Origin of the sequence: Neochlamydia sp. EPS4, from assembly GCF_000813665.1 — a bacterium.
Classification (GTDB): domain Bacteria; phylum Chlamydiota; class Chlamydiia; order Chlamydiales; family Parachlamydiaceae; genus Neochlamydia.
In genome coordinates, this window is sequence record NZ_JSDQ01000076.1 from 1 (window position 1) to 20,772 (window position 20,772).

The 20,772-nt window shown below is 38.0% G+C and carries 11 protein-coding genes; 4 read left to right on the forward strand and 7 right to left on the reverse strand.

Annotation, left to right across the window (positions count from 1 at the left end; genetic code table 11):
* Window positions 1-3,099, reverse strand: a 3,099-nt coding sequence (locus DB42_RS07760) for an RHS repeat protein (RefSeq protein ID WP_155117475.1), incomplete at its 3' end; no start/stop codon positions are given.
* Between the two features lie 665 nt (window positions 3,100-3,764).
* Here DB42_RS07760 and DB42_RS07765 point away from each other — a divergent pair.
* Window positions 3,765-4,205: a hypothetical protein gene (locus DB42_RS07765; RefSeq protein ID WP_155117476.1), complete on the forward strand. Its 441-nt coding sequence runs from the start codon at window positions 3,765-3,767 to the stop codon at window positions 4,203-4,205.
* A gap of 8 nt (window positions 4,206-4,213) precedes the next feature.
* On the opposite strand, the gene DB42_RS07770 is transcribed toward DB42_RS07765, so the two are convergent.
* On the reverse strand, window positions 4,214-4,516 hold the full coding sequence (locus DB42_RS07770; protein ID WP_044882478.1) for a transposase: 303 nt from the start codon (window positions 4,514-4,516) through the stop codon (window positions 4,214-4,216).
* A 228-nt stretch (window positions 4,517-4,744) separates the two neighbouring features.
* Between DB42_RS07770 and DB42_RS07775 the strand changes: the two genes are divergently transcribed.
* Window positions 4,745-7,270 carry a bifunctional UDP-N-acetylmuramoyl-tripeptide:D-alanyl-D-alanine ligase/alanine racemase gene (locus DB42_RS07775; protein ID WP_044882479.1) on the forward strand — a complete coding sequence of 842 codons (2,526 nt, stop codon included), beginning with the start codon at window positions 4,745-4,747 and terminating at the stop codon, window positions 7,268-7,270.
* Here DB42_RS07775 and DB42_RS07780 read toward each other — a convergent pair.
* Together DB42_RS07780 and DB42_RS07785 are read right to left on the reverse strand one after the other, a co-directional pair.
* Entirely contained in the window at window positions 7,267-8,172 is a 906-nt protein-coding gene (locus tag DB42_RS07780; RefSeq protein WP_044882480.1) for a TIGR01777 family oxidoreductase, read from the reverse strand. The genes DB42_RS07775 and DB42_RS07780 overlap by 4 nt on opposite strands.
* 21 nt (window positions 8,173-8,193) lie before the next feature.
* Entirely contained in the window at window positions 8,194-8,775 is a 582-nt protein-coding gene (locus tag DB42_RS07785; protein WP_044882481.1) for a thioredoxin family protein, read from the reverse strand.
* A 157-nt stretch (window positions 8,776-8,932) separates the two neighbouring features.
* Between DB42_RS07785 and DB42_RS07790 the strand changes: the two genes are divergently transcribed.
* Window positions 8,933-10,558 carry an IS1634 family transposase gene (locus DB42_RS07790; protein WP_044882482.1) on the forward strand — a complete coding sequence of 542 codons (1,626 nt, stop codon included), beginning with the start codon at window positions 8,933-8,935 and terminating at the stop codon, window positions 10,556-10,558.
* A gap of 177 nt (window positions 10,559-10,735) precedes the next feature.
* Here DB42_RS07790 and DB42_RS07795 read toward each other — a convergent pair whose 3' ends face one another.
* On the reverse strand, window positions 10,736-12,163 hold the full coding sequence (locus tag DB42_RS07795) for a deoxyribodipyrimidine photo-lyase (RefSeq protein WP_044882483.1): 1,428 nt from the start codon (window positions 12,161-12,163) through the stop codon (window positions 10,736-10,738).
* A 770-nt stretch (window positions 12,164-12,933) separates the two neighbouring features.
* On the opposite strand from DB42_RS07795, the gene DB42_RS10590 reads away from it, so the two are divergent.
* Window positions 12,934-17,796, forward strand: coding sequence for a tetratricopeptide repeat protein (locus tag DB42_RS10590; RefSeq protein WP_052436074.1), 4,863 nt, complete (start codon window positions 12,934-12,936; stop codon window positions 17,794-17,796).
* A 318-nt stretch (window positions 17,797-18,114) separates the two neighbouring features.
* Here the strand turns inward: DB42_RS10590 and DB42_RS07805 are convergent, their stop codons facing one another.
* Window positions 18,115-18,294, reverse strand: a complete 180-nt coding sequence (locus tag DB42_RS07805) for a hypothetical protein (protein ID WP_044882484.1) — start codon at window positions 18,292-18,294, stop codon at window positions 18,115-18,117.
* A gap of 426 nt (window positions 18,295-18,720) precedes the next feature.
* Window positions 18,721-20,772, reverse strand: a 2,052-nt coding sequence (locus DB42_RS07810; RefSeq protein WP_044882485.1) for a tetratricopeptide repeat protein, incomplete at its 5' end; no start/stop codon positions are given.

The following is a 20,772-nucleotide window of genomic DNA, read 5'->3' on the forward strand; positions in this document are numbered from 1 at the left end:
TAGGATAACGCCCATAGGGTCGCGACGAATTTCAAAGCGAACATGCCCGCAGCTATCATGTTCCTGAAAAAAAGATTGGCCTATGGCGTCGATGGTTTCTTTAGCATATACATATTGGCCCTCTTGATTAAGGTGAAGATAATAAAAGAGGGTGCGTGTGGTATGTCCTTGAGGATCAACAATACTTTCAACATCCCCATAGGCATTATAGTGGGTAAAGGTGATAACAGGCTGTGATTGATGATAAGAAATTGTTTGAATAGGCTGGCCTTGCTCGTTGTAAAGATAGCCTATTTTAGTTAAAACCTGTCCTTCAGCATCCTCGGTCCGCTCTTCGATAAGGCGATCCTTAACATCATACTCTTTAACGTTGGCAATATAGTCCTTTTCTTCGGGACCAAAATATTCCAAAGTCTTAGCGAGCCGTTGGCAGGCATCATATTGATAAACAGTTTTCGCCTCATTTTTCGCCATGCTGGCCAGACGGCCAGCAGCATCGTATTGATAATAAGTAAACTGCCCTCCAGCATCCATTTCGGCTATCTTATGAAAATGATTGTAATGAGTAGTGGTTTCGCTAAGCTTTTCCCCTGTAGGAGCAAAAGTTATTTGCCGACAAGCTCTTCCTAAATAATCATAATCTGTCTGGGTAACCACTCCATTTAAAGCGATGCTTTTAGCCAGATATCCCTCAAGGGTATATGCATTTTTTTCGGTAGACCCATCAGGGTATTGGATGAGGAAGGGCTGGCCTCGGATATTATAATTAAAGTTTGTTTTAAAACCTCGACGATCAGTTTTACAGATAGGATTATCGGCAATATCATACTCAATACATTCAAAAGGCTGATAAGAATTACCGTCGGAATCTAATAGCTTTGGATAAATGGTTTTAGTTAAACGTCCACAATGATCGTAAGTGTATTGAGTGGTCTCTCCCTGCCAATTGGTCATCGCTACTTTTTGGCTAAGGCCATTATAAGCATAATGCGTCACTAATGTCTGATCAGCATGAATATCTTTAGAACAAATGCGTCGATTAGAAAAGTCATATTCATGCACAGTATGATAATCTTTGCCAGGGTATTGCTCAAAAATAAGGTTGTCGTTTTCATCGTATTGATAGAAAGAGGTATGCCCTAAAGCATTAGTCTCTTTAAGGATATTTCCATGGGCGTCGTAATCCCAATGCAAAGTAAAGCGAGGCTGCCCGTTACTATCAAAATGTGTTTGCTGGGTTATACGCCCTTGATGATCATGAAAATTTTGCGTTTTTTGCAGTAAAATCTCTTCTTTAAGGGCAAGGTCTAAATACTTTTCTTCGATAATTTCAGGTAAACCCACAGGAAATTGCTCGCGATAGCTTGTATAGACACTATGGCGCTCTGTAACACCTGCCAGATCCTCTTCTTCTAAAGTATGCCCATCATCATAAACATAGCGAGTGATTGAACCATTGCTGTTATAAGTATAAAATTCGCGATAGATAATTTTGTTATTCACGCGCATGAATTTTTTATGGAGTAAAGCAGATTTAGGGTAATAGACGTAAACGATCTCTTTACATCCATCTTGCTCGCGTAATAAGTGGTTATATCCATCATCACTATACTCATAAGTGCGAATGTAGCTGTCATATTGTCCTGCTATAGGAATACCTTCTTTATTCAGCACAGGGCCCTTTGCATTCCCTGTAAGATTTCCAAGCAGCCATTCATGTTTTATATTTCCATTTTTGTCATAATCGTAATAGCGGCTGCTTAGTAAGTTACCCTGGCCATCTTGTAGGGTTTTAGTTGTTAAACATCCCTCTAAAATTGGCAAAGAGCTCCAAAAAAAACTTTGCGTGCGATAAAGATTAGCGTCTAGCAGCTTATCGATGCCTGTTAAGCGTCTTTTTGAGTCATAATGATAGCGAGTTTCTTGGTTATGAAGATCGAGCACACGGGTCGTCCCACCTGGATAGCTATAAATACGACTTTTACGGTTGATAAAGTTTACCTCGTAGTAAAAGCGATGGGTAGGGTGCAGGGTTTGATCTGTTCCTACAGCAGCTTTTAAACAAGATACACGTTCATAAGGGGAAGTACATCCATCGTAAAAAGTTAAAGGTTTTTTAGTATAAGCGTAAGGGTTGGTTTCATCATAATATTCAATTTGCTTGCAGCGACCATTGGGTAGGACTTTTTGTTTCATGCGGTGGGTAGTATCATCGTAAGAATAGCAAATTTTGGGAGCGTGAGTAGAAATCACTTGATGAAGGTCATGTCTGGCCGGATAATTGCTAAAAAGATATTCGCAGCTTCCGCTTTTATCTTGATTAGCATAGGCTACCATGCGGGGATTAAGCTTAAAATTATCATATTCAAAGTGAATCTTTCCTAAATCTTGCTGGAGGCTATTGGTATTACTTATCTCATCAATTTTCCACCCTAAAGGGGATTTTTGATAGGTATACTGCGTCTTAATTCCATAAGGTTTTTGTTCATAACTAAGCCCATGTTGATAGCGAATCTCAGTCAGGGAAAGTCGCGTGCGCTGATCAACACCAAAATATTTAAGGCTTTTTGAACCATCTCTTAAGTACACGGCGAAAGTACCTGGTTTAGGAGAAATAATTTGCATCTGAAGATTATGAGGATTGCTTTTCCCGCTGATGAATCCTTTAGAGCAATTGGTCAACCCCTGACTGTAATTGGTTGCATTGATGAAAAGGGTGCGCCCAATTAGGGTATTGGTATATAAAGTCTTCATGCCTTTTTCTTCGTGAACAACTCTGTTTAAGCTGCCGCCAAGCATTTCTACATTTTCTGGCTCGTTAATACTCCAGCCGCTGGTATGGGTGTAAATACGCTCTATATAGAGAGGATCAGGACCTGGACTCCATACATCAATGGCACAATCGATAAAAGTACCCGTGATGACGTTAACGCATCCGTCTACCATAGCTGAAGGCTCTCCACCTAAAGTGGCGATATTTTGCTCGCCTATAAGTGCTTCTTGAGGTGAATTAAAGTTTGCCAAGCCAACGGGTTCTTCAGTAGCTTGAAGAGGTAAGCAAACACTGTACAAGAAAAAAATAAAAAGAAAATTTAGCATGCTATTTTCCCAAAAGATAAAAATTTTCTTATACAAAGGAAGCTGTTTGGTATCAATAAAATTTTAATTTACCTTACGCAGACATAGAATTTTTCTGTAAAGTTTGCAATTCTTGATAGGCCATCTGATTAGCTTTAAGGATTAGTCTATCTCCTAGAGCAAAATGATTAAGTGAAGTTTTGATTTTAAGAAATTCAAGCTTGCAATAAGCGATAAAAGAGGCAAAAATATGGTCTCTTTGAGAACAAACGATTTTGGTTGGAGACTTCTCAAGGCTAGTATTTTGCTTTATCGATTGGTGATACTCTTCTACCTTTCATCGTTTGTGATAGATTTCATAGATGCGGTCAGCCTCATGATTTAGGTCGTTAGTTCCAATGGGGAGAATGCCTGTAGAACCGTCTTCGTTTTTGAAGATCTTTGTAATTAGAGCTACGGGGAAGGCTAGTCCTTTAAGCCAAACTGTCCTTTTATTTCCTCTTTGAAATTAAACGTATTTAAATTTTGATACTGACCTTTTGTCCTTTGTTCTTCAGAGAAAGGTGTCCTTGCAGTGAGCATGCTTAACGAATAGCCTTCAAATTTGAGAATGTCTTGTTTATCAATGGCCTGGCTGTTTCCAAGAATGAAAATCAGGAACGAAATTTATTTAAGTAAACTTCCTAATGGGATATTATGTGTGCATGGACATGTTAGAAAAAATTAAAAAAATCGAAGCTCTGATTGCGAGCAGCAAAAGTGAAGGTGAAAAGCATGCTGCTACCCTTGCTAAAAACCGTATTTTAGAACGACATAAGCAGGAACCAGCTGAAAAACCTCTTGAATATACAATTCACCTTAGAAACGAGTGGAAGAAAAAACTGTTTGTTGCTCTTTGCAATAAGTTTCAAATTCGGCCGTACCGTTATAAAAGACAGAAAAGCACAACAGTTATGCTTCGAGCAGATCCAACCTTTGTTAACAATACACTATGGCCAGAATTTAATAAATATGCGGCATTGCTAGAAGATTTAGTTCAAGACATTATCGATGACTTAATCAATAAGATTCATGATGTCAAAGAGGAGGAGCTTGTGATTGCAGGAGAGTTGCCCGAAGCTCCTTAAGTCTTTTTTCATAGACCCAAGGGAGTCAAAGTTTCGGATTCCGGTAAACATCTTTTTAGTATTGTTGAATTGCAATTAGAAAATTGTAGGGAGTTGACATGATTGAGAGCGCTAGTTTCCATCACGCTCATAAGGATGTCGGCAATTTTAGCTCCAGTTTCATTGCGAAAGAAATATGCAATTTTGCGATTTAGAGCAGTTTTTTTCATCATTCGCTCTGCGATATTATTAGTTAAAGGGACTCCAGGAATACGCAAAAACAGGGTAAATACTTCCCAGTAGTTATTTAGATAGGAAATCGCTTTACCCATAAGGCTGCTACAATATTTCTTTATTCTATTCATCAAAAAATAATAGATAAATAATCATAAAAATTCTGATAAATGCTGCACAAAAATTAAAGTCTAAAACCTACTTTTTCCTATAACCTTTTTGAAGGTGCCTACCTGAGGTACAAGAGATTTATCAAAAAGACTTCTCTACCTTGAATTTCTATGATGAATAAGTTATAGTGCCTCTAACCTACTTACTGACTGGCTATGGATCCATTTGACCTAAGACTCTGGGAAGGCTTTTCTGCAGCCCTATCTGGCCCTTGTATAGGCTCCCCTATTATTGATCAAATTTGTATCGACTCTCGCTTAATTTCCTCTCCCCATTCACTATTTGTAGCTTTACCAGGACAAGTTGAAGATGGTCATACTTACATTGAACAAGCAGCAATAGCAGGTGCACGCTTCGCAATTGTACGCGATAATTGGCAACCAGCCAAGCTACCTGCTATTAATCTTTTACGTGTATCAGATCCTTTAAAAGCTTTCCAGGAGATATCCACAGCCTATCGACATCAACTTAAGTCCTTTATAGTCGGCATCGCTGGTACGCATGGTAAAACAATGGTTAAAGATTTGCTACAGGCGATGATAGCACCTACCAAAAGAGTAATAGCATCTCCTGGTAGCTTTAATAGTCAGGTGGGCGTACCTTTAAGCATTCTCAACATCTCTCAACAGCATGAGATTGCGCTGATAGAAGCAGCGGTATCACAAGATAATGAAATGAATCGTTTAGCAAAAATTATTCATCCTCAAGCATGTATACTTACTCATTTAGGCAAAAAACATCTGATCACTTTCGGCAATCATCAGGCCCTTATAGCAGAAACTGTTAAGCTTATAACTATCCCTCCTGAAAATAAATGGGTCCTTATCCCTGAAACTCCTTTTCTCAAGCCTTATTTAAAGCAAATTAAAGCTAATTACTATTTTTGGAATAAAGAAACTCCTTTTCTTCCTCATGCTCATCTTTTAAGCAAACCTTACGATGCAGAGATGCAATATGGCATTAAATTCCCTTGCGGAGCTTATTTAGAAGAAAGGGTTAATGCTGGCTTCTATTATTTTATGGATCTTCTTAACATTTCAGTTAAAGCTGCCTGGCTCCTGGGAGTCTCTGCTGAGGTAATTAAAGAAGTTCTTTATAATTACATACTAGAGCCAATGCGTACAGAAATATGGAAGTCGCCAATAGGCGCAACATTTATCAATGAGACTTATAGCTCTGATCCTCAATCTGTTGATCAAGCCCTTAAACATTTTGAGCACTCCTCTAATGAACAGCGTAGAATATTTATTTTTGGTGGCATACGAGGAAAAAAAGAAAATAACACCTCGGAATATAGGCGCATAGGCCATGCTCTGATAAAAAATAAAGTACAAATGCTAGCTTTAGTAGGCTCACATAATTTTCAAGAAATCATTAACATAGCTAACAAAGCAAAAAATCCTTTAGAAATTTGCCATTACAATACTTATCGCGATGCCCTTGAGCAGATGCAAGCCCATATACAATGCAATGACTATGTAGTCATCAAAAATGAACGTAAAGAATCATTAAATAATTTAATAGAAATTTTCAATGATAGTATAGCCAGCAATCAATGTTTTATAAATCTTGCTGCTATACAATCCAACATTGCAACCATCCGCCATAAGATAGGAGCTAACACGCGCCTTATGGTGATGGTTAAAGCATTAGCGTACGGCACCGAGGAAATACGCATAGGAAAATTTTTATCCACCTGTGGAGTTGATATCTTGGGCGTTTCGTGTGTAGATGAAGGGGTAGTCCTTAAAAGAGCTGGAGTTAAGCAATCAATATTTGTGATCCATTCTTCTATTTATGAAATTGCAAAAATTGTTAAATGGGAGCTGGAAGTGGGGGTAAGTGAAAAGGAATTTATTACTGCCCTAGCAAGCGAGGCTTCTAAACAAAATAAAAGCATTCGAGTACACTTGCATGTTGATACAGGAATGAATCGCCTAGGGTGCCCAGCTAACAACGCGTTAGAGCTTGCGACTTTAATCAAAAATTGCCCTCATCTTATTTTAGAGGGCTTAATGACTCATTTTGCCTGTTCTGATGACCCCAAGCAAGACTCTTTTACATTGGCTCAAGCGCGGAGCTTTGATGCGGTTATTGCCCAGCTAAAAAAGCATCAGATTGCAGCTAACTATTATCATGCCTCAAACTCAAGCGCTGTTGTTAGATTCGATTTTAATCAGTATAACATGGTTCGCGTGGGTTTAGCTATCTATGGACTCCACTGCTCCGAAGCCGCCCGCCAAGCAATGGAATTGCGACTATCTCTTACGCTTGTTTCAAGGATTGCAGGCATTAATTATTGCAAAGCAGGCGATACCATTAGCTATGGCCGCAGCTACCTCGTCGAACGGGATAAACAAAAAATCGCTGTTCTTCCTATTGGCTATTTTGATGGCCTTCATCGCCATTACAGTGGAAAAGGGCATGTTCTTATTCGAGGGCAAAAAGCCCCTATGGTAGGAAAAATCTGCATGGATTTTATGATGGTAGATGTTACGGATATTGAAAATGTAGCCATTGGGGATCCAGTATTGATTTTTGGAGAAGATGAGTATGGCCAATATCTTGCTCCTGAAGAAGTAGCTTTACAAGGAGATTCGATTGTCCATGAATTGATTACCTGCTTAGGACCTCGTATTCAGCGAATATTTATCCATGAAGAAACTAACAAAAAAAGCTAACTCTCTTGCGCAAGAAGCTGATGAAGTGCCTTTTCAAGGTTACTATGGAGAAACGTATAGCCAGAATTGATTAATTTCGAGCATGAAACGCGCTGACTGGATAAAAGCAGCTCTTCGGCTTTTTCACCCAACAGGACCCGTAAGACAAAGGTGGGAAGAGATAAAATGGTAGGTCGGCCGAATGCTTTTCCTAACATTTTAATAAATACATGATTAGTGACAGGGTGCGGAGCCACCACATTAATAGGACCTTTCAATTTTTCTGCTTTCAAAATATGTAAAAACACAGCAAGCACATCTTCTAAGCTTATCCAACTCATATACTGCTGTCCCGATCCAATTCTACCACCTACTCCCCATTTGAATCCTAACAACATTTTAGCTAAAGCCCCCCCTTTAGTACTAAGGACGATTCCAAAACGCAGGCACGCTACACGCACATCCATAGCTTCTAGGTCCTGAGTAGCTTTTTCCCATTCTTCGCAAACGTGAGCTAAAAATCCAGTACCATTGGAACTCTCTTCAGTCAGAAGAAGCCCTCCCCTGTTCCCATAATAACCTATCGCAGAAGCATTAATATAAAGCTTGGGAGGATTTTTTAAGCGAAGAAGACAACTTGCAAGGGTACGTGTTGCCTGAAGACGGCTTTCAATAATGGACTTCTTTTTAGCTTCTGTCCACCGTCCTTTGAAAATATTATCACCCGCTAAATTAATAATTCCTTTGATGCCCTCTAGGTCGTTATCACTAATGTCTCCTTTTTCAGGAGCCCAGCTTATTTCATTTCTATCTAAGCCTGTATTTTTGCGCACTAGTATCTTTACATCATGGCCTGCTTGCATGAGGGCTAAGACTAAATTTTTTCCTATAAACCCGGACGCACCAGCAACCAAAATTTTCATTAAAACTCCTTTAAGCTTACCTTAAATAAGGTCACAGGCATCGTTTGGCATCCAGTGGCGCTCTTTACCCTCCCATTTAATATTACAGCCTATAGGATTTGTTAAAGGTGCAGTTACAGATCCACCCGCCAGATGTTCTGCTATGGCCCTTTCCAAATCATTTTGCTTCACCTTAGAAGTATCTCTGGGACTGTCAACTCCCCTACCCGTATAAATGAGCTTGCGCTGTTGATCAAAAACAAAAAAATGAGGGGTGCGCAGGGCCCCATAGGCTTTAGCTACTTCCTGAGAAGCATCGTGAAGATAATGCCAAGGAAAATGATGGGTTTGCATTCTCTCCTGCATATGTTCAAAGGAATCGGCAGGAACGGTGGCTGCGCTATTGGAGTTAATGCCTACAAAAACTACTCCCTCATTTTTAAACTTTTCAGCTGTCTGGCGAGTCACTTCATCGGATCCTGTCACGTAAGGACAATGATTGCATGTAAAGAAAATGACTAGCATAGAAGCAGAGTTAAGATTCTTTAAGGAATAATTTTTTCCATCTGTAGCTGGCAAGCAAAAATCTGGAGCCGAGGCTCCTATAGGTAGAGTAAATGGCATAAATAAAGCCTTTTTTAAATTTTATTTGAGTATCAGAAAAAATTTAAAAAAAGTCAATTTTATCTTACATTCCTCAGCAAAAAAAACAATTAGGAATTTTGAAGGTTAATCGAGTAAGATGTTTTCTTTAAGGGACTAAACTAAACGGCTAAAAGTTATGCAGATAGATACGCAAAACGTCGATCATTTAGGATTGGTAGCTGGAATGTGTGAGGAGATAGGGTTAGTTGGCCTTATTGATCAAGCAGTAGGGAACCAGGCGAAGAATAAGCATTTAACCTATGGGCAAGCTGTTAAATGCATGATTTTAAATGGATTGGGATTTGTAAGTCGGACGCTTTACATGTATTCTGAGTACTTTGAAGACAAACCCATCGATCATTTGCTAGGTACACCAGTCATTCCCGAGCAAATTGATGATAATGTTTTAGGGAGAGCGCTGGATAAGTTATTTGAATTGGGAGTGACCGAGCTTTTTACTAAGATAGCTCTGCATACAATCAAAGTGCTTGGCATCCAAGTAAAAAGTTTACATTTGGATGCAACAAGTTTCCATGTAGATGGAAACTATGAGAGCCTATTAGAACAAGGAGAAGCGTGCATTCGTCTAGTGCAAGGCTACAGTAGAGACCACAGGCCTGATTTAAATCAAGCCGTCTTGCAACTTATCACCTCCAATGAAGGCAATATTCCTTTATACATGCAAGCTGCTGATGGCAATAGCAGCGATAAAACAGCCTTTACGCAAATTGTTGGCGAACATCTTAAAAGCTTTCGGCAAGCCGTAGAGAATCGTTATATTGTAGGAGACAGTGCTCTTTATACGCCAGCTACCTTACAAGTTTTTAAAGAAGAACAAAGCTTATTTGTCACGCGTGTGCCCATGCAAATCAAAGAGGCTAAAGAGCTCATATTTGAAGTGACTTACGACAAGACGGTAGAAATAACAGAAGGCTATCGAGCTTTTGAGAGCACCTCCTGCTATGCCGGTGTGGAACAAAGATGGGTAGTTATTTTTAGCCAAGCGGCCTATCAAAGAGAATGCCGCACTTTAGCCAAGCATTATCTTAAGGGCAGTGAAAAAGAATCTAAAGCTTTTTTTAAGTTTATAAAGCAAGAGTTTTCTTGTCCAAATGATGCTAAGCGCCAATTAGATAAGCTTGTAAAAAAGCTTAAATATATACAGATTATAGAGCCTCAAGTTATAGCAACTCAAAAGCATACTACATCTGGTCGGCCAAAAGCTGGGCAAGCACCTTCTATACTTAGCTATCGCCTAGAAGGTACAGTAGCCTGCTCTTTACTTAACAAAGCAGAGTTAGAGAGGAGCAAAGGATTTTTCATCTTAGCAACTAATGACATGGACGTAAATACTTTTCCTGCTCAAGAGTTATTGAAAACATACAAAGCACAGCAAAGTGTAGAAAGAGGATTTAGATTCTTGAAAAGCCCCGATTTCCTTGTCTCTTCTTTCTTTTTAAAAAAGCCAGAAAGAATAGAAGCTCTTTTAATGGTAATGACTCTATGCCTTTTAGTCTATTCTGCGCTTGAATATAAAATTCGAGAAAAATTGCGAGAAAATGGTGAGAACTTCTTAAATCAGCTTAAGAAACCTACGCAAAAGCCAACCACACGCTGGGTGTTTTTCTGTTTCCTAGGCCTCCATATGGTCTTTATTGACCATAAAAAATTGCAAATTACCAATCTGAAAGAACGCCATAGAATTATCCTTAGATGCTTAGGGCCTCCTTACCAAAAATTCTATTATTCTGAAATGTGGTGAGAAATCACGGTTTATATATAGAGCATGGTGTAAATAATCGATTAAGCCTATGAGCTTTCCTCAATTCTCTTTCAAAAACTGTTGATAAAGCAAATGCACTATTTTCCTAAATAATTTTGCTAAAGAGAAAGTGTGGACAAGAATTAGAATGAATTGTAGAGCAAAAGAATGGATAAGCTAGTTTTTTATTTCTTGAAAAGCTGCCAGAGCTTTTTCACGGGCTTTTGCATGATCCACAATAGGCTTGGGGTAAGTAACTCCTAGCTCTATGCCAGCCTCTCTTAATGTTTTTTCTGGGGCTTCCCAAGGCTTATGAATCCATTCATTAGGTAAAGCGGCAAGTTCTGGCACCCACTGCCGCACAAAATCTCCATTGGGATCAAATTTTTCTCCCTGCGTGATGGGATTGAATATTCTAAAATAAGGCGCGGCATCCGCCCCACAACCTGCCACCCACTGCCAGCCTAAGGTATTATTGGCTAAATCTGCATCCACAAGAGTATCCCAGAACCAAGCAAAGCCTTCTTGCCATGCTATCAATAGGTCTTTGACTAGAAAAGAACCTACAATTAGCCGTAAACGATTGTGCATCCATCCGATTTCCCACATTTGCCGTATCCCTGCGTCAACAAAAGGATAGCCAGTCTGGCCTTTCTGCCATGCTTTTAAATGATCAGGACTATTGTCCCAAGGAAATTGATTAAACTCTTCTCTTAAAGGTTCCTTAGAAGTTTGAGGAAAATGATAAAGAAGGTGATAAGCAAATTCTCTCCATCCTAATTGCCGCAAATAGGCTTCGACTCCTTCTTTACTAAGATCGCACTGCTCTTTAATGGTATGCCAAATTGTACGAGGGCTTATCTCGCCAAAATGCAGGTAAGGAGAAAGGCGTGAAACTCCTGGCAAATCGGGCCTATCTCTTAGATCCTTATATTCGTAAATAGAATTTTTTATAAAATCCATTAGAGCTTTTTTTGCATTTAAAGATCCAGGCTTCCATGTGCCTTGAATACCTTTATCCCAGTGAATATGAGGAAGAAGGTTAAGCTCATCGATATGCATGCTATCAACCTGAACAGAAAGAAGCTTTTTCTTAGATTCCCAGGCAAGAGGAAGTGGAGGCTCAGGCAATTTTTGACAAGCTTTCCAAAAAGGAGTAAAAACTTGAAAAGGCTTTTTTTCTTTGTTGAGATTAGTCCAAGGCTCGAAAAGCAAGCTACTATTAAAACTTTTAGTTTCGATGCCTAATTCATGAAAATGACTTTTTAAGAGCGCATCCCTTTTAATAACGGCCGGTTCATAACGCCTGTTCCAAAAGATGGATGTGCTACCAGTAGACTGGCAAAGTTCTTCTAGAATTTTTTGCGTATTGCCTGCACAGATAATTAAATGTAAATCATTTTTTAACAATTCATCGGCTAGACTTTGTAAAGAGTGATGCAACCACCAGCGTGAGGCAGCACCAGGCGGCCAATCCCCTTCTTCCTCGGGAGAATAAATGTAAACAGGAAGAATAGAGGCTCCTTTTTGAAGGGCAGCCTGTAATGCAGGATTATCCTCTAAACGAAGATCTTGTCTAAACCAAATAATAGTAGAATCAATCATACCTAATTTATAAATTAAAGGTTATTTAGATGCAACGCCTACTTCTATCTACAAAATATAAAGGTGGTTATTTTCTTTTTACAAGTAATTGTAAAGAAGTAGATTAAATAACCTTTGAGCAAAATAGGATTATCAACATCAAGCTTAAGGCTCATCGTAGAAATAAACGAAGAGCTAATAAAAAAACATTTATCTCTTCACAAGAATATTTGTGCATTTTAAATATTTTTCTATTTTGTTCATTTTTTAGCGAAATGAGTTTTTAGATTGTGGGTTACACTTGTGATATTTAACCAAAAACCGCATGGTTACCTATCGCCTGCCTATCTATTATGACCAGCCAAAGCCATACATAAAGTGCTAATTTTTTTTGATTCAATTGGGGGCCAAATTAAATGGGTGCTGTGCAAGCGTAATCTTAGATAGGCATAGACGAGCAAGCAGGGATTCAATTTTTTCCTATGCATATTAAAATTTATATGCTTTTTTAGTTATAAGAGCAATGATCCTTAAAAATTCATCATGCGGTTAAAATTAGATCTTTATAGATATGAGAAGGGAATGGAACAGTAAACGAAATAAGAGAATAACGCGACTGGCTATTTAAAAAGCAAAAAAATTAAAAAAATAATAATTAAACGTTTATTTATAGAAATTAAAATTAGTATTCATTTAATATGATTTATCAATATTTAATAATAACATAAAAAGATTACAAGTAATATTACAAACCTCTTGAAATACCCTAAAGCTAAAATCAGGATAAGCGCATGAATGTAGAAAATTTACCTATTACACCTTTCATCTTTACTGCGTTTAAGAAAATAGAAAAAGAAAAGCAGCCTTATCTGAAACTAGGCCCTTATGCAGAGATTAGCTTAAAAATTTTCAAAAAATTAGAAAAGCAAGACTTATGCAAAGCACGATTGGTTTGTAAAGAGTGGAAGGAGCTAATTGAGCAAACTGAGGAATGGAAAAGTTTTCATGCAAAAAAAGTGAGAACTAACTCACCAACAGAAAAGCAACAAGCTAACTTAGCTCTTAGCCAATGGGATAAGCATAGAATAGCTGAGTGCTTATGGCAGAATTCTTCAGCTATTATTAGTGAGTCCATGATAGCAAAAGTGAACACCGCCGCCAATTATCTAAGCAAAGAAGAATTTGAATTAAAAGGTGTTCCCAGTGATGGTAATTGTTTTTTTAGCGCTTTTTTAGGAAGTTATGCTTGCCTTTCTAGGAAAATTCCTTTGCTAGACGATCAAGAAAACAAAATTTCTTATTTAAGGAAAGTGCTTTCAAGCATCATCAGGCATACGAACAACGAAAGAGCAGAAGAAATAATAGGAAAAGGAACTTGGGTAAGCGGCTTAGGTGAAGGAGATCTGCTAGCCTCGGCTTTATCTATTCCTATACGATTGGTGACAGTTAATGAGGAACATTTGATTTGTGGCGTTAATGATATGCTTATCCTCCCAAGACAGGGAATAGCTGCAGATGAGACAGCCCAAGAATGGGGCACTATTCCTGATGAAGAAAGACCTAAAGAATATATCCTCATTGTAGATTTAGGAGGCCATTTTATTTATGCTCAAAAGCCTTCAAAGCCGGATCACTTTCTTCTTGTAGAATCAGCAACTTCCTCTACTCTTCTTTCAGGTGAAAAACCTTCTTTTTCTCTTCATATAGAAGCTAGAATGAATAAAGTTAAAAGATTTTCCCTTACAGAACAGGATTTTAATGAGGCTGGTAAGCAAGAAGTATTTGATCCCTCCAATCCTTTAGCTACCCTACCCTTAAGAATTTTCCAACGGATTTTCCTCTCTTTCAACAGTTTAAACGATGATGAATTAAGGAAGGTTCTTAATGCTAAAAGCTGTGCTCGCGTGTTTAAGCAGCACCTACCCAGCAAGGTTCAGTTGTTGATACGTTATCAACCTCAAAAATTGCCAGAGTATCTTGATAGAATTGCTGAGTATCTAGACAAAATTGTTTATTCTATAGAGGAAAGCAATAATTTTTTAATAAAGTTTAAGTTAGAAGAAGCAGAAGAAGCCTATACGCTAGCTTTAAAGCTCGCCGTTCAAAAAAATGATCCTATCCAAGAAAGTTTCTGCATAGAAAAATTAGGGGATGTTTATATAGGCAAAGGCACCCCTAAAACGCTTTTGCAAGCGGCAGGACTTTACAATTATGCTTTACGCCTTGCTCCTCCACAACGGCGAAAAATTCTTAGGAATAGACTCTCACACGTACAAAATTTACTTGTTAAACAATGTAAAGGCCAACCTTTTAGTTCCACGATCATCGAGAAACAATTTGAACGTAATCGCAACAACTTGAAAAAATTGAGAGAAGAAATAGAGAAAAAAATTCAAGCTCTGCCAGAGAATCCTTCTTACCAAAAGGTGAGCGAGCTTTATGGTGAGATAGCTCACCAAATAAAAATTTTCTTTGGGCAGCTCACAATACAGGCCTTGCATCAATTAGACACCGCACCTTGTGAATATGCCATGATAGGCTTTGGCTCTTTAGCTAGAGAAGAAATGACCCCTTATTCTGACTTAGAATTTGGTATTCTTATCCAAGAAGACAATCCTATAAATAAAAAATATTTTAGCAATCTAACCAATCTACTTCACTTAAAAGTGATTAACTTAGGAGAAACTATTCTTCCTGCTCTAAACATTCCCTGCCTAAAAACGATAGATTTTTTTGATGGCATTACGCCACGAGGCTTTGCCTTCGATGGAGCAGGAGTAGAAGGAAAAGGTTGCAAAACTCCTTTCGGCAATGGTAAAACATTTGAGCTTATCAAAACTCCTGAGAAAATGGCTCAATATATTGCTAAAGATGAGGAAGGACAGTGGTGGCATGATAAAGAGCCACATCTTCCTATGGAGCTTTTAACCTTTACCCATCTAACAGGTAATCCAGAATTAACTCGGCAATATAGGCAAAAACTTCAGAAAAAACTTGATATTTTTTGCCAAGCAGATCTTAGCCTTCGGGAGTACTTAGCCAAGCAACACCTTGTGGTAGCTGATATGGAAGCTTTTAATCCAGGAATGAGCGATTTAAGTAGGCAAGGAATGCTTTTTAAAGTTAAAAATGATTTTTATCGCTTTCTTCACTTGGCATTGGATCGGCTGGCACTTCTTAAAAAAGTATCGGCTTCCAATACCTTTATTAGGATTGATAAATTAAAAGAGCTAGGAGTTATAACGAATGGCGCTACTGAAAAATTAAGAGAATGGATGAATATAGTGCTATTTATGCGCCTTAAAACCTATTCGCATTATCAAGCACAGCAAGAGATGATGAATCCGCTGATTAAACCCTTTGGCTTTGACGAACCGGGACTCATCAAGAAGCAGTTTGCTTTAGATCAGGAAGCCTTGGAAAAGATAAAAAAAATATGTCAGATTTTTATTCCTTTTTATCAAGCGATGCAGGATTTTTTAGCAGGCAATGAAGAGACACTTCAATCTTCAGAATTAAATGATGATTCATGCCAAACTCAAGGAGATATAGCTTTAAGACTTTGCCAAATAGATGAGGCAAAAAAGTGGTATCGCCTAGCAAAAAAAGCAGATTTAAAAAATTCTAAAATATTTAATACTCTTGGGATCATTTATGCTAGCAAAGGAAATCTGAATAAAGCAGCTAAATATACCCAACAAGCGCTTGCTATTGATCAAAATCCAGATAATAAAATTAATCCTAATATAGCAATCTATTATAATAATTTAGGCCAAATTTACCGAGAGCAAGGCAATTTAGCAAAAGCAATTGAGCATTATCAAAAAGCGCTAGATATTAAGAGAAAGCTGTTGGGTGAAAATCATCCCAGCATAGCAAATAGTTACAACAATTTGGGAGCAATTTATGAGGAACAAGGAAATTTAACAAAAGCACTTGAGTATTCACAAAAAGCGCTAGATATTAAAAAGAAGCTTTTTATTGAAAATCGTCCTGATATGGCAACTATATATAATAACCTAGGAGCAATCTATCAGCGCCAAGGAGATTTAGCTAAAGCAGCTAAATATATAAAAAAAGCGGGGGTCATTGCCACTGAGTTATTTGGTGATAATCATTATAAGATAGCAATACATCACAACAATTTGGGATTGTTTTACCGAGAACAAGGAAATTTAATAAAAGCATCTGAGCATATCCTGAAAGCACTTGCCATTTTCGGTAAGTTATATGGTGAAAATCATCCCATGGCATCTACAGCCTATCACAATCTGGGCCGAATCTACAAAGAACAAGGCAATTTAACACAGGCGGTAGAATATACTAAAAAAGCTCTTGCAATTTGCTTTAAGCTTTTTGGGGAAAATCATCCTGATGTGGCAACCTCTTATAATAGTTTAGGCCAAATTTACCGAAATCATGGCAATTTAGGGCAGGCGGCAGAATATACTAGCAAAGCTCTTGCCATTTTCCTTAAGCTTTTTAGTGAAAATCATCCTGCTGTGGCAACCTCTTATAATAATTTAGGCCTCATTTACCAAGATCATGGCAATTTAGGACAAGCGGCAGAATATACTAAGAAAGCTGGTGCTATTTTCCTTAAGCTTTTTGGGGAAAATCATCCTGCTGTAGCAACCTCTTGCAATAGTTTAGGCCTCATTTACCAAAAGCAAGGCAATTTAGAAAAGGCTGTAGAATATACTAAAAAAGCTCTTGCCATTTGCCTTAAGCTTTTTGGGGAAAATCATTATGAGGTGGCAACCTCTTACAATAATTTAGGCCAAATTTATAAAGAGCAAGGTAATTTAGAGAAAGCGGTAGAATATACTAGGAAAGCTCTTGCGATTTGTCTTAAGCTTTTTGGGGAAAATCATCCTGCTGTGGCAACCTCCTGCAATAATTTAGGCCATATTTACCAAGAGCAGAGTAATTTAGAACAGGCGGCTGAATATATTAAGAAAGCTGGTGCTATTTTTCTTAAGCTTTTTGGTGAAAATCATCCTGCTGTGGCAACCTCTTGCAATAATTTAGGCCAAATTTACTACGATTATGGCAATTTAGGACAAGCGGCTGAATATACTAACAAAGCTCTTGCGATTTACCTTAAGCTTTTTGGGGAAAATCATCCTGATGTGGCAATGTCTTGCAATAATTTAGGCCGAATTTATCAAGAACAAGGCAATCTAGGCAAGGCAGCAGAGTATGCAGAAAAAGCTCTCGCCATTAACCTTAAGCTGTTTGGTGAAAATCATCCTGCCGTGGCGATCTCTTGCAATAATTTAGGCCAAATTTACCAAGAACAAGGCAATCTAGACAAGGCAGTGGAGTATACAGAAAAAGCTCTCGCCGTTAACCTTAAGCTGTTTGGTGAAAATCATCCTGCCGTGGCGATCTCTTGCAATAATTTAGGCCAAATTTACCAAGAACAAGGCAATCTAGGCAAGGCAGTGGAGTATGCAGAAAAAGCTCTCGCTATTAACCTTAAGCTTTTTGGTGAAAATCATTCTAAGACGGCAATGGCTTATAACAACTTGGGGGACATCTATCATAAACAAGGCAATTTAGGCAAGGCGACTGATTATGCAAAAAAAGCTCTCGCCATTAATCTTAAGCTTTTCGTTGAAAATCATTCTAAGGCGACAATATTTTTATAGCAACTGGGAGCAATATTGCCAAGAACAAAGCAATCTAGACAGCAATTCCCGTAAATAAAAATTTTAACTTTATTTACAGATAATCTTAAGGTTTGCTTATCTAAAAGCAAAAGGGTACCTTAAGCTTTCTTTGCCGAAGTTAATATTTAGTTTAAAGTTAAGAATCTCTACACTCAAGGGCTCAAAGGGCACTTTCAAGCTTTTTTATTAAGAAGTATTTGAAGTAAGTCTTGCCCCTTTAAATCCATAGGCAATTGATTGGTAAAAATCTTGCCAGCTATCGATAAAGTAAAAGACAAAAAAAGCGCGCATGAGCATCTATAAGCTACTTCTTGAGCCAGCTTTTTTGACAGCAGCTAGAAACATACTGCAGCAGTGCTGTTGCACTTGATCGATCAGGAAAGCTAACATCATAAGATAGGCAAAAAGATGGCATAGATGCTGATGACCATGGCCAAAGTTATGCTCAAATGTCCTAGACAGTACTTCACCTGACAAACATGAGTTACCTGGCAGGTACTATTTCTGTCAGTTGTAACTTATCTAGCATCTTTTCTTGCGCAAGATGTTTAGCATCTAAGAATATTTGTAAAGGCGCCTTGCCAAAACAATACTTTCCTGTATGTGTGTTCTCTCGTTATTATACTCATTCATCTTAAGATACATTTCCTAATGTTCCAGCTAGCTTTAAAACACCAAGTTTATTTTTTATAACTTCTTGATGAGTTGCTAAATTTGACATTTTGGCACTCCTTATTGGTTTTAAGTCGCTCACTTCAACTTCCCTGCTATCACTTTTAATGAGCGACAGGGCTTCAAGCTTCGCGACATATAAATCGTGTTTCCTTTATTTTTATCACAAATGTCAGTTTAAGTCCTATCTATTACAGCTGTGCTGTATCGTACGCTTAATTGCAGAAAGTATTAATCGAAAGTATATGATTTCATTAATTCATTAAGAGCTATCCCGTACCCTTCATAATAGGTTTTTAGGTGAATTAAATCTTTAGCAGAAATCTTATCGCCTGGTGGAAGTCCTTCTTTTTTTGGAATTGCTTTCATTTTATCAAAAAGCGAGAGTTTCGGGACACCTTCTACGATTAACGAAGAACTGAGATGATTTAAGCAGGACGATTGAGAGTCTCGAAGATTGCCAATACTTTTGTTTACACTCATAATAACGCGCGCTTTTGTTGCATACGCTGCTGCTGTTAGAAAGTCTCCTTGCTTATGATAGATTAGCTCCAAATGCTTGTAAGCATCAACTAAGTCAAGATGATTTTCACCAAACAGCCTAATATTGATTTTGAGGGCTTGCTTGATACACTTAGCTGCTTGATCGAGATTTGCTTGCTTATGATAGATTACCCCCAAATCGTTATAACCTAACGCTATAGTAGGATGATATATACTCAAATGTCTTCTAATATTAATTTCTAGTGCTTTGCTGATATACTCAGCCGCCTGTCCTAACTTTCCTTGTTGGTAGTAGACTATTCCTAAGTTCTCGTAATCTCTTTCTACATTAGGATTATTTTTATCAAGAAGCTCACGGTTAATAGTGAGGCTTTTCTTAAAATACACAATTGCCTGTTTTGGATTGCCTTGTTTATCATAGATTGCTGCTATGTTACTGTATTCTCTTGCAACGAGGGGATGGTTTTCACCAAAAAATTTTAAGTAAATGGAGAGAGCTTTCTTAAAATACTCTGATGCTTGTTCTAGTTTGCCTTCATAAAGGTAGATTGCTCCTAAAATATTATAGTCTCTTGCTATGTTAGGATGATTTTCCTTAAAAATTTTACAATCGATAGTAAGAGCTTTTTTGGCATACTCAGCCGCTTGTTCTAAATTGCCTTGTTTATGATAGATTGCTCCTAAAATATTATAGTCTCTTGCTATGTCAGGATGATTTTCTTTAAAAGTTTTACAATCGATATTAAGGGCTTTTTTGGCATACTCAGCCGCTTGTTCTAAATTGCCTTGTTCCATATGAATTATTCCCAAGTTATTATATTTGTTTGCCATCTCGGGATGATTCTCTCCAACACTCTTAAGGGCAATGTCGAGACCCTTCTTAACACACTCCGCTGCCAGTCCTAATTTATGTTGATCTTTGTAAATTGCTCCCAAATTACTATAACCTGTTGCTACGATGAGATGATTATCACCAAAAATATTAAAGTTAATAAAGAGGGCCTTTTCAGCATACTCAGCCGCTTGTTCTAAATTGCCTTGTTCTTTGCAGATATATCCCAAGCTAGTGTAATTGCTTGCCACATTATGGCTGTCTTCACCCGAAAGGTTAATGTTAATGGCAAGGGCTTTCCTGGTATACTCAGCTGCTTGTTCTAAATTGCCTTCATCTTGGTAGATTGTTGCCAAAATATTATAGCTTCTTGCTACGAGGGGATGATTTTCCCCAAAACTCTTAAAGTTAATAGCAAGAGCTTTCTTGGTATACTCAGCCCCTTGCTCTAAATTGCCTTGTTGCTTGCAGATAAGCCCTAACTCGTTATAAATATTTGTTATACGGGAATGAGAGGCTCCAAAAAACTTGAGGCCAATGGCAAGAGCCTTGTGCCCATACTCTGCTGCTTTATCTAAATTTCCTTGACTCTGATAGATAGAGCTAAGGTTTTGGTAAATTTTTACTATATTATGATGATTTTCTTTAAAAAACTTGAGGTTAATGGAGAGTGCTTTCTCAACATGTTTAGCGGCTTTGTCGAAATTGCCTTGGTCATGGTAGATTAGTCCCAAGTTGTTGTAATCGGTTGCTACAATTGCATGATTTTCACCAAAAATGTTAAGGTCAATGGCGAGAGCTTGATTGATATACTTAGCGGCCTGTTCTAAATCGTCCTGCAGTTGATAGATACCTCCAAGAGTGTTATAGATTGCTGCCATCTGAGGATGATTCTTGCCAAAAAGTCCACGGCCAATGAAGAAAGCTCTTCGAACATATTTAATCGC